The following is a 15,962-nucleotide window of genomic DNA, read 5'->3' as shown; positions in this document are numbered from 1 at the left end:
AAAACGGTGACTCTCACCATTACCGGTAATAATGACCAACCTGAGATTCAGAATGTCACACTGTCTGATCTGAGCGAAGATGGCAGCCTGGTTGCAGACGATGGTCAGGAAGCAGCCAGGTTTGAAGGCTCTCTGCCATCTGTGTCTGATGAAGACACCACTGATACTCATAGCTACAGTCTGGTTGCAGAGTCTGTTACGACCAATGACAATGAGATGGGTGTAGTTGATGCAGCTAATACTGCTGTAACTGTAAACACAGACGGTGGTTACAGTGTTGTAAATCCAGATTTCAATGCACTGGCCGACGGTGAATCCGTCACAGTCACCTTCCGTTATATTGCAACCGATGACTCTGGCACTGATTCAGCGTCCAGTGAAGAGAAGACCGTTACTCTGACCATCACTGGCAACAACGATCAACCAGTGATTGAAGATGTTACGCTCAGTAATCTGACAGAAGATGGAAATCTGGTTGAGAATGATGGTCTGGAAGCGGCCAGGTTTACAGGCTCTTTATCGGTCAGTGATGAAGACTCTACCGACTCACATACTTTCAGTCTGGTAGCTGAATCTGTCTCTACCAATGACGGCGAATTGGATGTTGTAAATCCGGAGAATACTTCAGTCACCATCAACCCTGATGGTAGCTACAGTGTCATCAATCCTGACTTTAATCGTCTGGATGAAGATGAGTCGGTTACGGTCACTTTTGACTATATCGCTACCGATGATTCTGGCACCAGTTCAGCCAGCAGTGATGCAAAAACGGTCACTTTGACCATCTCAGGTTCCAACGATACTCCTGTAGCCGTTGCTGATGTTGATCTTTCAACGGAAGAGAATTCCGTTCTAATGGTCGATGTTCTGGCAAACGACACGGATGAAGATGACAGTGACACACCTGAAAACTTCACCCTTAAATCGGTTGCTCTGAGTCAGGAAGGAACAGGAACTGTCAGCATTGAAAATAATCAGCTCAAGTTTGATCCAGGCGCTGATTTTGACTTTCTGGCCTCTGGCGAATCAACGGCTGTCACTGTTTCCTACACCATGGCCGATGACAGTGGTGCAGAATCCAGTTCAACAGCCACGATAACAGTCACAGGACTGAACGATCCCGCCGTGATTGAAGATGTCTTTAATGGATTCAGCGGTAATGTTGTAGAAAACAGTGTTCCGGGCTCTAAGGTGACGGGTCAGTTATCTGCTACTGATGTTGATAATAGTAACGCTGATGGTTTTCAGGCTAAATCGATAAATGGCCTGTTCGGCACACTGGTTATGCAGGCTAATGGTGTCTGGGAATACACCCTGAATAATAACCATCCTGTTGTCGATGCACTGAACACTGATAGCCCTGACCTTGAAGATATCATCACGGTACATTCTATTGATGGAACACCTGCTGAAATTTCCATTACGATCGCGGGCAGTAACGATGCTCCTGTGGTGACAGAAACTCCAATAAACCTGAACAGTACCGATGAAGATCAGGGCATCGTCATCACACAACAGCAACTGCTGGCCGGTTCCACTGATGTTGACAATGCACTGGAAGATTTAAGTGCAGAAAACCTCTCCATTTCTTCCGTGTCATCAGGCAGTGGTTCACTGAGCTATGATCCTTTGAGCCAAAGCTGGACTTTTAAACCTTCAAAAGATTGGAGTGGTCAGGTTACCTTCAACTTCGACGTGTCTGATGGCGTGGATTCAACGCCTTCAACTGCCACACTGACTGTTGATCCTGTTGCTGATAAACCCATTCTTAATGTCTCTAATACCAGTGGTAATGAAGATACGGCTGTCGCCCTGAATATTCAGGCCATGCTTAGTGATCAGGATGGCAGTGAGCTCTTGTCGCCTGTTTCCATCAGTAATATTCCTCCAGGATGGCAGTTTATAAATGCCCAGGGTGAGCTGGCTGTATCGGTGGGGATTCTTGTTTTGAATCCTGGTGATGAGGTGGGGTTAAAAGCAATACCGCCACTGAATTATTCGGGTACTCATACCTTTACTGTCAGTGTGGCCAGTAACGAGCAAAACAGTACTTCCTCTGAACTTGTTCAGAAACCACTTGAAGTTGAAATATTACCTGTTGCTGAACCAGCCGACCTGGTGGTACCTGCATCAACATCTGGAAATGAAGATACTCCCATTGATCTGTCCGGCATCCAGGTTTCTGTTGGTGATACTGGTGATACCAATGAACAGGTCACCCAACTGATTCTAAAAGGTATGCCAGTAGGCTCAGTGGTTTCAGATGGACAGCAGTCTGTGACCATCACCCCGTCTGATGTTGAGATGGATATTCTTAGCTGGAACCTCGCTCAGTTAACCATCTTGCCGCCCGAAAACAGTGACAGTGATTTTCAACTTCAGGTCACAGCCGTTACCCGAGATGGTGATTCTGAAGCGACAACCGACCCGCAGATCATCTCTGTGAATGTAGTTCCCGTGCTGGATGCACCGACTGTTGATTTGCTTTACACCAACGATCCTGAACCTACTTTGACAGGGCAGGTTGCTCTGGGTGAAAACGAGATTCTGCAGGTATTGGTCAATGGACAACTGTTTACTGCCGGTGTCGGATCAGCTCCTTTAAAAGTAGACGGTGACGGCCAATGGTCTCTGGATATGGCGGGTAATCCTTTGCCAGCAGACGGCGTTTATGAGGTGACAGCTACGGTTCTTAACCCGTCTCTTGATCCAAATTCTATTCAGGATTCCACTCAGAATGAGCTGGTTTTTGATACCCGAGCACCCAAGGGAACTGTTGTCTTTAACCACAAGACCAATGATTCGACTCCTGAGATTTCTGGAAAGTTAAAAGCCACTCTGGGTGCAGATGAATACCTGAAGGTGACTGTAAACGGTAAAACTTACGTTAATCGTGAGTTTCCTGAGCAGGAAGAGGGGGTTCAGCTTGTAGAATTCATTATGGGTGAAGATGATCGAAGCTGGTACTTCTCGATACCTGATCAGGACTCTATCAATAGTTCAGATGAATTCGGTACTGAGTTTGAAGTTGAAGCAAACGTTGTTGATAGAGCTGGAAATGAGTCACCCCCGGACACTGCTGATTTACTGGTTGATGTAAACTCACCGGAAATCGCCCCCGGCAGTTTAGTGTTCAGTACTGGTGAAAGTATCAATAGTGTTGAAGCTACCAAAACATTTAAAGTATCGGGCATGACCGATGGGGCAGAGCAGGGCCAGAAAGTTCAGATCAAGCTCTACCAGGGTGATACCGAGTTCAATTATGAAGCTTCTGTCAGAGCCGACGGTTCTTTCGTTCTCACCCTTTATCCTCAAAATCCTGAACACGACAGTGGTCGTGGTATAGACCTTGAAAGTTTTGATGATGGTACGATTCAGATAGATGCCCGTGTTACTGACAAACTGGGCAATCCATCTCCCGTTGAAACCGATTCAACGGTTCTTGATACATCATTATCAGGTACAGAGATTACCATTGAGGCCATCAGTAATGATTCCGGCGTCGATAATGATTTCAGAACCCATGATTTTGACGGGTTAACACTGACAGGTTCGCTGAATCAGGCTCTGACTGAAGATGAATCACTGCAGATTTCCATGGATAAAGGAAGAACCTGGCTTAATAGTGTGACCGTCAATGGGCAGGACTGGTCGTATACTGAAGCGGAAGGAACAAGTCGCACAAACGGTCAAAAAGTCAATTACTGGCTCAGAGTGGTGGATGAAGCTGGTAATCTTGCACCTCAGGAAGAATATGCAGTTCAGCAGGTTGTTTTTGATAATCATGCTGTCATTACTTCTCTTAGCCTGAACAAATCCGGAGATATCAGCTGGAACGAAGCCGGCAGCCTGGTAAAAGTGAATGGCAGAACTCAGGGAGTAGAATCCGGTCAGTCTGTCAGTATCAAACTGACTGGATTGATTGCCGGTGTAGCCACAGAGTATTCCTATACGACCCTAGTTGATAATGGACGGTTTACGCTTGAACTGGAGCAGGCATTCCTGCGTCAATTCGACGATGACAGTTCTGTCTCTTTTGAAGCCTCAACCAACGATCTTTCGGATAATCAGGCTGATCAACAGCATTCTGTAACACTGGATTTTACCGTTCCGGGCGATACGGATGGAGACCATGAGCCCGATAATCTGGGCAAACCCGTTGTCACTCTGCTTGGCCCCGATGACGGTTACATTAATGAAGGCGAGAACACCGGAGGCTTCAAGGTTCTGGTCTCTCTGCCAGAAGGTGTTGAAGTCGGTGATCGCGTCCGACTGAGCCTGAAACAGGTGGGCGGACAATCTGAATCTATTGATTATTTTGTGACTGCTGAAGACCTTCTGGATGATCAGGCTGAAGTGATGATTCCTGAGCGTCTCCTGGCTGATGGTTGGACCGATGGTGAATATAAGATCAACGCCAGAATCAGTGATGATGCAGGAAATACTTCCAAGAAAGGTCCTGCTTATCTATTTACTTTGGATACCACTTCACCTGAAGCGGATATGACTGGCCCGGGTCAGGTAAACAGCCAACCCTTCACAACGATCTTCAGTCTCAGTGATACCCGTTACACCGATGAAAATGAGTGGCCCGAGCTTCTGCCCGGTGATTTTAATGTTGAAAATGGTGTAATCGAGTCCGTCACTGATCTTGGTAACGGTCAGTATGAGCTCAAGATCAAACCTGCATTTGATCCCGGTGTTGATCAGGGGAATATCAGCATTCAATTGGCAGCAGACGCTGTTGAAGATAATGCCGGTAATGGCAATGAATTTTTTGAAGAGACCATTACCTACGATAATGATGACCCTGTCATCATGCTTTCATCGGGTCTCACTGGTGAAGTGTTTAATACCAACAGCTCTATTCCAAACCTTCAGGCGGCCTTTGATCTGATTCAAAATAATCAGCCTGATGCGTCCTTTACGGCAACAAAGATTGATTATAGCGATAATTCTGCTCCCACATTGGCTGAGTTCCTGGGGGATGGTGCAGAAGATCTGACTGGAGATACTACCGCCAATGTTGAAACCATGGCATTCAGGCTGTCAGGTCAGATCGAGTTAGGGGTGGGGACACATAGCTTCCGCATCACTTCCGACGATGGCTTTATACTTCGAATAAATGGTCAGGAAGTCGCTAAATATGAAGGACTGAGGTCTGCCGCACCCACTGCCGGAACGTACACCGTTGATGTGAATGAGGGAGGGGCTCAGTCGTTTGAGCTGATTTACTTCGAGAATGCAGTGAATGCTGTCCTGAAAGTAGAGATTGATCGTGGTAATGGTTATGAGATTCTCGATCAGAGCAGTACGCTGAAGAACAGCACTTCCTACATGGAAGGTAACGGAGCAATATCACTGAATCAGGGGCTCAGGCTCAGTGATACTGATGATACAGAACTGGCCGGTGCCGAAGTTAAAATTATAAACTTCCAGCAGGGCGAAGATGTACTTGATTTCACCGCTGCAAATGGCATTAGTGTAGAAAGCTATGACAGCCAGACTGGAGTTTTAAGGTTATCCGGTAAGGCCAGTATTGCTGCCTATGAATCGGCTCTGGCGGCTGTGACTTATGAAAACACATCCGAAGATCCATTGGCCGGTCAACGTTTACTGTCGGTTAAAATAAATGATGGTCATACATGGAGTGACCCGGTTACAACCACTCTGACCGTCTTTGCAATAAACGACGCGCCTGAAATGGCAGTGCAAAGCTTGCCACTTGATTATGTTGAAAACGATGGTTATCAAACCCTGGACAGCAATCTCTCATTATCGGATGTTGATAATGAGAACCTCCACAGTGTGACGATTCGAATCTCTGAAGGCTATGTTAATGGACAAGAACGACTGGAGCTTGATAACAGCCTTTACGATTCTGCAAAAATTTCTGCACTGTGGAATGGTCAGGGCTTTTTGAAGCTGACTGCCAAAGACCCCGTCAATAATCCGGTTTCTGTGAGCGAGTTTGAGGCTCTTCTAAGACAGGTTCAGTATCAAAACAGCAGTGATAACCCGGTGGAGGGAGCAAGAACGGTCTCCTGGATTGCAAATGATGGTCAGGATGACAGCCTGACGGTTGAGTCGACCATTAATGTAACTGCCGAGAATGATAGTGCCTATGTGACTCAGGTGCGTAACTGGACTTATGAAGAAAATAGTGGCCAGGTCGTTCTCGATAATGCCCTGACACTGGTTGATCCTGACAGTACTCATATTAAGTCCGTCACTGTATCAATCAGCAAGAATTACGATGCTGATCATGATCTGCTGAGAGTGTTAAGTGAACAGCCAGATGTATCCGTCAATTGGAATGCTCTTACAGGAACATTGTCGATTACAGCATTGAACCCTGCTGGTCTTGAGAAACAAGCATTTGAACAGGTACTTGAAACCATCACATTTACCAGTACGGGTGACAATCCTTCGACAGCCCAAAGAGAGCTGACCTGGAAAGTAAATGATGGTCAAGGAGATGGGCAATCAGTCGTTTCGAGAATTTCTATCCGTGCGCTGAATGATGCACCAGAAAACTATTTCGATGAAAATGAGCTGTCGTCTGATGCATTGAATCTTGCTCAATCACCAATACAGGCTACTGAGGATACGGTGCTTCTGATTGATCAACTCAGTATTCAGGATGCTGACGCCAATGATGAAGCTATTCGGGTGACTCTTCAGGTAGAGCATGGTCGTCTTTCCATGGGGTCGTCCGATGGCTTGAGTCTGAATGGCCAGGATTCTAACAGTCTTACTCTTCAGGGCAGTCAGAAAGCGATAAACCAGGCGCTGAAAACTCTCACCTACCAGGGACTTCCAGATTATAACGGCAGCGACAAGCTGGTTATGATCAGCAATGACCGGGGTAATAATGGTAATGGTGGAACTCAGGAGACCCGCTCAGAAATTGCCATTGACGTTGCGGCTGTGAATGACAAACCACTGCTGGCAACGAGTTCTGGCCTGAAAGTCGAAGTGTTTGATGTCAGTCCTGTTTCTGAAAGTGCTTTTAATTCGTTGTCAGAAGTACTGACCTTTATGGATGATGAAGCGCCCGATGCCACCTTCCTTGCCCATACGCTTGCTTTTGATGATGGTAATCCGGACACCCTCAGCCAGTTCATTGGTAATAATGGTTCTGAACTTTCAGGTCTGGGAGATGAACCCTTCGAATCGATGGGACTCCGGTTTACCGGGCAAATCAAGCTGGATGCCGGTGACCATAACTTCACGGTTCGTTCAGATGACGGTTTCAGTCTGAAGATTAATGGTCAAGTCGTCACCGAATTTGATAGAGATCGTGGAGCAGGAAACAGCAGTGGTCGTTTCAGTGCGAACACTGACGGACTCTACGATATAGAAATCGTTTACTGGGAAAACAGAGGCAGTGCTGTTCTGGAAGTGAGCATGGATGGCCAGATACTCGATGCCAGTCTGCTATTTAGTAACAGTCAGATAGAGCAAACATATCAGGAAGGGCAGACAGAACCCACCCAACTGTTTGAGGGGATGATGCTATCTGATGTGGATGGCACACTGGAGAGTCTGGTGGTTGAGATCACCGGCGATTTTGATCAGCAGTCCGATCTTTACCAGGCTCAGCTTCCTGCCGGGATAATACGACAGGATAACTATGAAAACGGAGTATTGACCGTTACCTTTTCAGGCACAGCTCCGGTTGCCGCCTACCAGGCTTTATTGTCTTCCATTCATTATGAGAATACCTCGGATGACCCTGTTGAGGGCGATCGAGAGATTCGTGTATGGGCTCATGATGGCGAGTTGGATAGTGATGTACTGAACGCTACGTTGACTGTCACTGCCGAGAATGACCACCCTGTTGCTCAGGGGTTTGTCATTGAGCCGGTCTCAGAAACCGTAGATTTCAGTCAATATGTTTCTGACCCGGATCATTCTGATGCCCAGTTACAAGTCATTATTGAACAGTTGCCTGAGTACGGCCGATTGTTCCTCCAGCACAATGGGACTGAGCAAAACGTTGAGGTCAGTGATCTGGGCACTACACAGTACAATCTTGACGACCTCAACTATGAAGTCGCTGATCTTGATCTGGGTACAGCATCACAGCCAGGTATGCAGGGGTGGGGCATTCTGAATAATGATGGCAATGTTCTGACCAGTACTCACGGGAATGTCACTGTCACCACGTCTACCCAGAATGGCGAGTTTCAACAATATAACCAGCCGGGTCATGTCGGTATTGGGCTTGGAATCAAGAATCATGGTATCAAGCGAAGTAATGCCATCAGTGTCCAGTATTCTGCCGCTATCGCTTTTGCTGTTATTGGTGTAGATGGGCTGGGAGGTCATTTTGATGCTGGTGCCAGTCAGAAGGGGGCTGTTAAGGTTTCTGTCACCTTCGAGGATGGCAGTCAGGGTACATGGTCTTTTAATAAAGCTCAGTTAGGCATCAGCGACAGTGACTATAGCGCTTCAATTTCTGTGGGCCACGGCAGTCAGCACCTGATCAATACAGAAGGTCTGGGCATTGTACAGATGGACTTTTCCGCAGCATCGAATAACAGTCTCAGTAATTGGGTGCTCAGCTCCATTGAAAGCAGTGTCAGTGATTCATTCTCATACAAAGCCGTGGACCCTGATGATGCCGTCAGTGTCGTGCAAACCGTCAATATAAAAGGGGGCGCAATTTCAGGTACAGAGGCGGACGATCTGATAACGGGAACCACTGCTGACGATGTACTGATCGGTAATGGGGGTGCAGATACATTCCAGTTCACACTCAATAACCTGCTTGAAGAAGATTCTGTACAGATAGACCGTATCCTTGATTTCAAAGTAGGAAACACCAGTGGCGATACTGAAGCGGATTATCTGGACCTCAGTGATCTTCTGGTAACAGAGAACACATCGGATATTGCTCAGTTTATCTCTGACATTACGGCAGAGGGACTGACTGTGACCGTTAATCAGGACAACACAGTTATTGAGTTTAACAGTACTGCAGATTCAGATTTGCAGACGTTACACATTGTTCTTGATGGCGTCAGCACAGAATGGGGCGTGAATGCATCGGATGAAGATGTCATCACGCAGCTTATCAGCAATGGACAGCTGATTGTTTAGAATCAGATCTCATCAGAAATACTCTAAATAAGAATAACAACAAGAAACAAAATGCCAATACAGGGAGAATTCTAATGGCCAAGAGAGTAGTAAAAACGATAGGACTGAGCATTGTACTGACTTCAGGGTATGCTTCAGCCGACACGTTACTGGACAGTGTGAATACAGCACTGGCCACTAATCCGGAAATCATGGTACGAACCAGCGCTGCTCAGGCCGTTGGTCATGAGGTCAAACAGGCGAGAGCAGGCTTTTATCCAAAAGTCGATTTAAGTGGGAATGTCGGCTACGAGCGCACCCGAAATGGCACCACACTGGGTGCTTACAACACCGGGCAAAGTACAGATAAACATGCTGACAGAACAACAAGGCAAGCCAGCCTGACTGCGACCCAATTGTTATGGGATGGTCAATTTACCTCCTATGATCTTGAACGACAGGAGGCCCGTAGCAAGGCCGCTAATCTGGAGATTTGTTCCATCGTTGAGAGTATCAGTCTCAATGCTATAGAAGCCTATATTGGTGTCATTCGAAACCGCTTGCTGGTAGAAAGTGCAGAAGACAACCTGACTCAGCATGAAGAGATTGTAAAACTGATTCGCAGAAAGGCTGATATTGGTTTGAGTTCCGACGCTGATCAGGCCCAGGCAGAAGGTCGTCTGGTACTGGCAAAAGCAAATCATATCACCAGTCAGGCCGCGTTGAGAGATGCCGAAACCTTGTATCGGAGGGTCGTCGGAAATCTACCTGAAACCTTTGAAACACCTGATTCAGTCGATCAAATGCCAATGGATCTTGAATCAGCGTTAAAACTGGCCGGTAGCCATCATCCTATTTTAGAGATAGCAAGAACCGATGTTGAAGCCGCTGAAGCGCAGTATGAAGGCAGTAAAAGCACGTTCAGTCCCACTGTTGAGTTAGCTCTGGGGGCGACCTGGGGGAAAGATGTTAATGGCGATAAAGGCACCGTTTATGATCATTCTGCCTTAGTGAGATTTAATTTTAATCTCTATAACGGTGGCGCTGATTCAGCCAGAAAAGCTCAGACCAGTCAGCTGATGAACGAAGCGATTGAAGTTAAAAATCGAGTGCAACGCCAGATAGAAGAGGAGGTACGCCTGGCCTGGGTGGCGGTCAGCTTTGGTCAGGACAGGCTGAATCCACTGGAAAGTCACGTTTCATTGTCCAGAGAGTCTCGTGATTATTATAAAAAACAATTTCAGGTGGGTACTCGAACATTGTTGGATATGCTGGACAGTCAGAGAGAATTCTTTAATGCCAGTAACGCGCTGATTCGTGGCAGTAATGATCTCAAGTTCAGTGAGTATCGCTTACTTCAGAGCACGGGTTCTCTGGCAACAGGACTGTCTGCCACATTGCCCGAGTCTGCCAGTCAGTGTCGTTCTTAATCTTTAGCTAATTTGATTGTCAGACTTTCGTTATTTACGTAAGTCTGACACTTCCTTCTTTGAAATACTCTGATTCATCTCCATCTCTTTTATACAAAGACAGAGTTGATTAATAGAATCAGCTTGATTTGACATATCCCGGATCCGCCAGTGATTTGAGTTGGTAGAAAGCACGATAGCGATCAGTCATGTATGAGTGTTGCTTGCGTTTAGTTGAATGACTCGCCATAAGAGAATACAGGTGACCTCTTGACGAGCAGATCGATCGAATTCGTTTCCTGTATTCAGGATCTGCTTTCAGATCCGGGTTATGTTCATATCGATTTTTTATTATATCCTCCAGCTCTTCAGGTCTATTTCCATGACCCCGTTGTATGCTGAAGTAACAGGCTTCTGTCTTGCTTAACCATTTCCCAGCAAGTTGAAAAAGTTCTTTCTTGACGTCCTGCATCAAAAAGCTATTTACGTTCTGGGAGCAGAACGCTAAGCGTGAACACCCTGCGCGGGATGGTTGTTCAGGTCGAACACGGCTGGGATTATGCTCACTGGGAGGGGCTTAATGTCTACCCTAAGAACCGGAGTTCCAAAGTTCTGGCTACTATCCGGGCTATGATCTGAAAGGGTAGGGGGGCTTTTATCACTTTGCCCAGGCAGGGGCTTTTGTTTGACTTCTTCAGATGAAGTTTCTTCCTCGTGGAATTCTGTCTTTTTGGGTTGAGAACCCTCTGTTCCTGAAATCATAGCAATCTCTGCTGTGAAGTCTATGAACAGTAAATCGGCTTATTGAATGAGATGTTTATTGAAAAAAGAATGCACTCCAGCGGGTAGGAAATGTCTTTCTTTCCTTGATAAATAGCAGCAAAGTTTTCAAAGGCATCAGTTTTAGTGACGCTTTTGCTTTCTGAAACCCCAGGCCATAAACAGGATCATCGCTGCTTTCTATGGCCATTCTCCTGAATTCTGCGTCTTGAGTGTCCTGACTTTTTAGCCAGATATACTCCATCATAACGCACATGCCTTCTTCCAGTTCCAGTGGCAAATCACGGTAATTGTTATAAAAGAACCAGGCGTGGGTCAGTTCATGGATAGCAACTGTCCTGAAATGCTCTTCAGGCAGATGTTTCTGAATCAATATATCGTTGAACTCTCTGGATATAACCTGTCCATTACCTGCTGTGGTAGTACTCCAGCGAGCCAGACCCAGGATGGGTCTTTCATTATGAAAATTATGGCGGCTAGCCTCACGCAGTTCGTCCCGATCACACAAGGTTAACGGGGTGCTGGACTTATGAAGCTTAAGCCCAACTGAAGCCAGTGCTGATCGCATTTGATCCATTAACCGGTCGCCCTGTTCCTGGGTAATCACGCCTCTAAGGTTACAGATATTGCAGATGACCAGCCCATCAGGGAAAGACATTCCACCATCGGTAATGTTTTTGCAAACAGTACGGCTGCAACTTGAACATTGGGTATAGTCCTGATGGGTGTCACAGAAGGCATTGCCCCAAAAATCCACTAAATAGTGTTCGCTTAAGGGTTTTCGGCAAACGGCACAGAGGGGGTGATTTTGTTTTTGGTAGCAGTCCGGATGCCAGGGCATTCCATCATTTTCTATGTATTTGTTTTTGATGGTTTTGCGACATCCGGGGCATTTTAAACAGCGTGAATGAAAAGGACGGCCATTAAAGCCAACAAAAGATTTATTCAGGAGAGGCTTTTTACAGGTTCGACAGTTAAAACAATGCACGTGCCAGTGACTGCCCAGTGCTTCCAGGCCATTACCATGGATTGGCTTTCGACAGCTCTTGCAGAAATTCATGTCCTTCCCTGGCCATGTGATACTCACTCAATAACTTTAGCAGGCGCTGCTTTCAAGGCTTCTAGTCGACTTAAAGATAATGCGTTTCAGTCATTTTTCTCAGTCTTTTGGCCTCGGTATGGTAATACTGACTGGTTGTATTGATAGAGTCGTGACCGGCATAAATAGCCAGATCTTCAATATCCATTTTTTGGGCAAGATGAGTCAATGCGGTATGTCTCAAAGCATGGAATGGCATCACATCAAACCTTGCGGCTTGCTGGCTGTTGTCTGTCTGTGAGGCACAGAACGTCATAAATTTTTGCCACCAGAAGCGTAAGCCCCTAGAGGATAGGCTGCCCAGTGACCCCTTGATTCTTCGGGTTCTTGGAGCCAGCGGGAAGTCGTCTCCCAACAGGCCTTCATAGTGAAATCTTTGTCTGAAGGTTTTAATCTCTTCAATCAATTTATGGTTCAGTGGCAATTGACGACGTTTCCGTCCTTTACCCAGAACACTTAGAAAGTAACCACCATCGGCATCTGGATGAATATCGTTGCAACTGTGTCCGGTCAGCTCTGATTCACGTAGTCCCAGACTGTAACCAAGTGTGATGATATATCGTGTTCGGGCAGACTCCGATTCAGATATCTGCCTATTGTGTTTCTGAAGCTCAAGACAATTCAATAAATGTTGCCATTCCTCCTCATGGAAGAATCGAATAGTAGAAGTACCTCTGGCGAGCTTTTCTCCAGAGCGAATCAACGAGACAGCAGGGTTGCCATGGGTGTAACGGTTTTTCTCCAGAAAAGAGAAGAAAGAGGAGAGCACGTCGATGACCTGATCAGTGCTTTTGCCGAATTTGATAGAAGCCTTGAAAAGAATTCTTTCTGGCTGCCCGGGGAGAACCCCTTTTTTCAACCAGCGATCAGGGAGGTTTTGTACATGATGTACATACATTTGCAGGTGCTTCAAACGTACCTCTTTATAACCTACGGCCATATCTTGGTACAGCCAGGCACTGAAACGTAGAATTTCTCTTTCATACCGGCGCAATGTTTCGCTTGAACGCGCCGCAGATTTATTTAGAAACAGCGTAAGGATTTCGCTGTCGTTGGCTGCCCCGGTCATATCGGTATCCATAGCAGGAGAGGGGCTCTGCAGGTCTGATAGGTGTAACAGTTCTGAGAGAGCAGGCAAGGTCATGACCGGGTCTCTTTACTCTGCTCAATAGTGAGTTTCAATGCGTCGTTGTAACCTTTTAACCGTCCGACTTCACGCTCCAATGCTTTTGCTGAATTCAGCTCTTCGTTCAGCTCCCGGTTTTTATTTTCAAGGGCAGCCTGGACTTTTTTCGATTCCTTGACGATATCCTGATCGTGTCTGGCCTTTTGTTCTGTATTCAACAGCTGTCTTACCGTATTGCAGAGAGCTTCCGTTGGCTGGTTCAGTAATAGAGCCAATTCATTGATGATTTGTACCTGAGGTTCTAATGCTTGAGCGGCCGTCTTGTAATGGTTTCTCTCCTCACAGGCATCTAGATGAGCTTTGGACTTGGCTTCCAACCGGTACTGGATTTCGTTGTGTGCTTTCTGTGCTGCCAGTTCGGATTCTTTCTGTTTCTGCAGTTTTGACTCTATATCCGTTCTTAACCTGCGTTCACTGTCTACTGTTTTGATCCAGTGATTGATTTGCCCCTGATACTGGTGGTCGAGTTTGATTTCCAGAGAGGCGAGGGCTTGGGTGTGCTCTTCTTTACTGGAGGTAAGGGTTTCTTCCAGCTTCTTATTTTTTTCTATTTCAGCATTCAATTGTTCTTTCAGTTGAACCAGGCACTTAGCGTCTTCTGATTGCTGCTGGTTAAGCTTTTCATTGAGCTCTTTCAGGCTCTGATTCTCAGATTCCAACAGTTCCCACTGCTGCTTCAGAGACACTCTTTCTTCTGTCAGCTGCTGCACCACTTGTTGAAGTTCATCAATTTCCTGATTGGCCTGGTCTTCAAAGTCTCGCAGGGAAGTGGTTGCGTCGTGTTTCCACTGAATCAGTGAACGTTTCAGTACACGTACCAGATCGACAGGGAGCTCTTCATCTACCTCTCTCTCTGCGTCATCGAGGAACCGCCATTCATTGTAATGCGGTAGAACGGTTTGTTTCCCCATTTTGGCAATACGGGCGAGTTTGTCGGCGTTAATACGCTCGCCTTTGGTCTTCAGATCGTCCAGAACTCTGAAAATCAGCTCTCTACGCTGAATATCCTTCTGATTTTCAGTAGGGGTCTTGTTATCCATGTTTTGATATCCTGAAACGGACCATTAATACCAGTATTATAATACTGGTATTAATAGTATTAAAGTATTTCTTTTACTACCGGTAACTGAACTTACCGGTAGTAAATAATGGTTTTTTGCGGAATAGCTAAAGATCTGCTTTTTATTAGAGTGCGTACAAAAGAGTGCTTCGGATGACAAACAATGAGGAGTCATAATGGACAGAAGAAAGTTTATGCAGCTTGGAATGGCATGTAGCTTGATACCGCTGATCTCTCTGGACTCTGCAGCTGAGACAGCACCTACTGGAGAGGTTGAAGAGGATGAGACTCAGGCTAAAGCCTTGAATTACGTTAGAAAGGCTTCTGACGCTAAGGACAACCCTAAATACAAAGAAGGAAATACCTGCAACAACTGTATGTTCTTTGAGCCCACCAAGAATAATGGCTGCACTCTGTTTGCTGGCCGCAGGGTAGAGCAGGGGGGCTGGTGTGCTGCCTGGAATCCAAAGCCAGCCTAATTTAAAGAGTCAGGGTTGGTCTTGGAGTTCATGCTGTTAAATCAACCCTGATAGCTTATGACCTGATCTGCATACCAGTTGAGACCAACCCTTCGCATCACAGATGCCTATTTGTTCTTAAAGACAGAGCAGAAAGATGCTCATGAAACCTTTTAGAAAACAGAATGTCGGATTGATTAGAGAAATCTAATTGCCTTAATGACACTGAATGGAATAAAAAGAAGCCACTCTCATTGAGAGAATTTGAGGGTGTTAGGAAAAGAACCCTGAAGCAGGTACAACAGCTCCATCCAGTGGAACTACCAAAGCTATAACGCGGCCAGAACCGCAATCAGGGCTCAAGCTGGGAAAACCGTACTAGCAACAACACCAGTTAGCAGCATTCCTGAGCCCAAAAGGGTGCCTCATTTGATATAGCGTGCTTTGGATTTAATTTTTTCGACCAGCTTTTTGCCTTTTGGAGTCAAGGTCAGCTTGAAATATCGACCATCGTCTTCATGTTGAGCCTTCTTGATCAGCCCCAGACCCGGGCGGTCATGACGGCCTTCACCCAGACGCTTTACGCTGACAGCAATATCGCTGGGAGTGCCACAAGTCAGTTTTTCAGCATTCACCAGGTCAGTGATGGTTTCCCCTGGGTTTTCAGCCACTACCAGCAGAATTTGCCATTGTATGATGGTGAGCGGATATTCCTGAAGGAGGTGGGTGAGTTTAATCAGACCTTTTAGTGTCATTATTAATCTACCTTTTAGTTAGGTTATAGGTACGCTGTGAGCTCAAGGCGTCGTATACTTATTATTCGCCAGCCTCTAGAGCCTACTGCACAACGGGTGCAACAATAGAGGTACCAGAACAAATATTA

At 46.2% G+C, this 15,962-nt stretch carries 8 protein-coding genes; 4 read left to right on the top strand and 4 right to left on the bottom strand.

Going from position 1 to position 15,962, the window contains the following annotated elements; genetic code table 11:
• Positions 1–6 precede the first annotated feature (6 nt).
• The 3 genes from GZ78_RS22835 to GZ78_RS30730 all read left to right on the top strand — a co-directional run bounded on the left by GZ78_RS22835 (position 7) and on the right by GZ78_RS30730 (position 11,135).
• Positions 7–9,108 carry a tandem-95 repeat protein gene (locus GZ78_RS22835; protein WP_152558898.1) on the top strand — a complete coding sequence of 3,034 codons (9,102 nt, stop codon included), beginning with the start codon at positions 7–9 and terminating at the stop codon, positions 9,106–9,108.
• A 74-nt stretch (positions 9,109–9,182) separates the two neighbouring features.
• Positions 9,183–10,517 carry a TolC family outer membrane protein gene (locus GZ78_RS22830; protein WP_051786477.1) on the top strand — a complete coding sequence of 445 codons (1,335 nt, stop codon included), beginning with the start codon at positions 9,183–9,185 and terminating at the stop codon, positions 10,515–10,517.
• Positions 10,518–11,006: 489 nt separating this feature from the next.
• A complete protein-coding gene (locus GZ78_RS30730; RefSeq protein WP_269078787.1) occupies positions 11,007–11,135 on the top strand; it encodes a hypothetical protein in 129 nt (42 codons plus the stop codon).
• A gap of 178 nt (positions 11,136–11,313) precedes the next feature.
• On the opposite strand, the gene GZ78_RS22815 is transcribed toward GZ78_RS30730, so the two are convergent.
• The 3 genes from GZ78_RS22815 to GZ78_RS22805 all read right to left on the bottom strand — a co-directional run bounded on the left by GZ78_RS22815 (position 11,314) and on the right by GZ78_RS22805 (position 14,601).
• Positions 11,314–12,336 (bottom strand): protein DA1, encoded by a 1,023-nt coding sequence (locus tag GZ78_RS22815; RefSeq protein WP_034841425.1) that lies wholly within the window; start codon positions 12,334–12,336, stop codon positions 11,314–11,316.
• A gap of 70 nt (positions 12,337–12,406) precedes the next feature.
• Positions 12,407–13,519 carry a tyrosine-type recombinase/integrase gene (locus GZ78_RS22810; RefSeq protein ID WP_034841422.1) on the bottom strand — a complete coding sequence of 371 codons (1,113 nt, stop codon included), beginning with the start codon at positions 13,517–13,519 and terminating at the stop codon, positions 12,407–12,409.
• A complete protein-coding gene (locus tag GZ78_RS22805; protein WP_034841419.1) occupies positions 13,516–14,601 on the bottom strand; it encodes a DNA-binding protein in 1,086 nt (361 codons plus the stop codon). The genes GZ78_RS22810 and GZ78_RS22805 overlap by 4 nt, the downstream gene beginning before the upstream one ends.
• Before the next feature lie 196 nt (positions 14,602–14,797).
• Between GZ78_RS22805 and GZ78_RS22800 the strand changes: the two genes are divergently transcribed.
• Positions 14,798–15,100 carry a high-potential iron-sulfur protein gene (locus tag GZ78_RS22800; protein WP_034841416.1) on the top strand — a complete coding sequence of 101 codons (303 nt, stop codon included), beginning with the start codon at positions 14,798–14,800 and terminating at the stop codon, positions 15,098–15,100.
• Positions 15,101–15,504: 404 nt separating this feature from the next.
• On the opposite strand, the gene GZ78_RS22795 is transcribed toward GZ78_RS22800, so the two are convergent.
• Positions 15,505–15,834 carry a MarR family winged helix-turn-helix transcriptional regulator gene (locus GZ78_RS22795; protein ID WP_034841414.1) on the bottom strand — a complete coding sequence of 110 codons (330 nt, stop codon included), beginning with the start codon at positions 15,832–15,834 and terminating at the stop codon, positions 15,505–15,507.
• Positions 15,835–15,962: the final 128 nt, after the last annotated feature.

Source organism: Endozoicomonas numazuensis (assembly GCF_000722635.1).
Taxonomy (GTDB): domain Bacteria; phylum Pseudomonadota; class Gammaproteobacteria; order Pseudomonadales; family Endozoicomonadaceae; genus Endozoicomonas_A; species Endozoicomonas_A numazuensis.
This window is presented reverse-complemented; position numbering and strand designations above follow the sequence as displayed.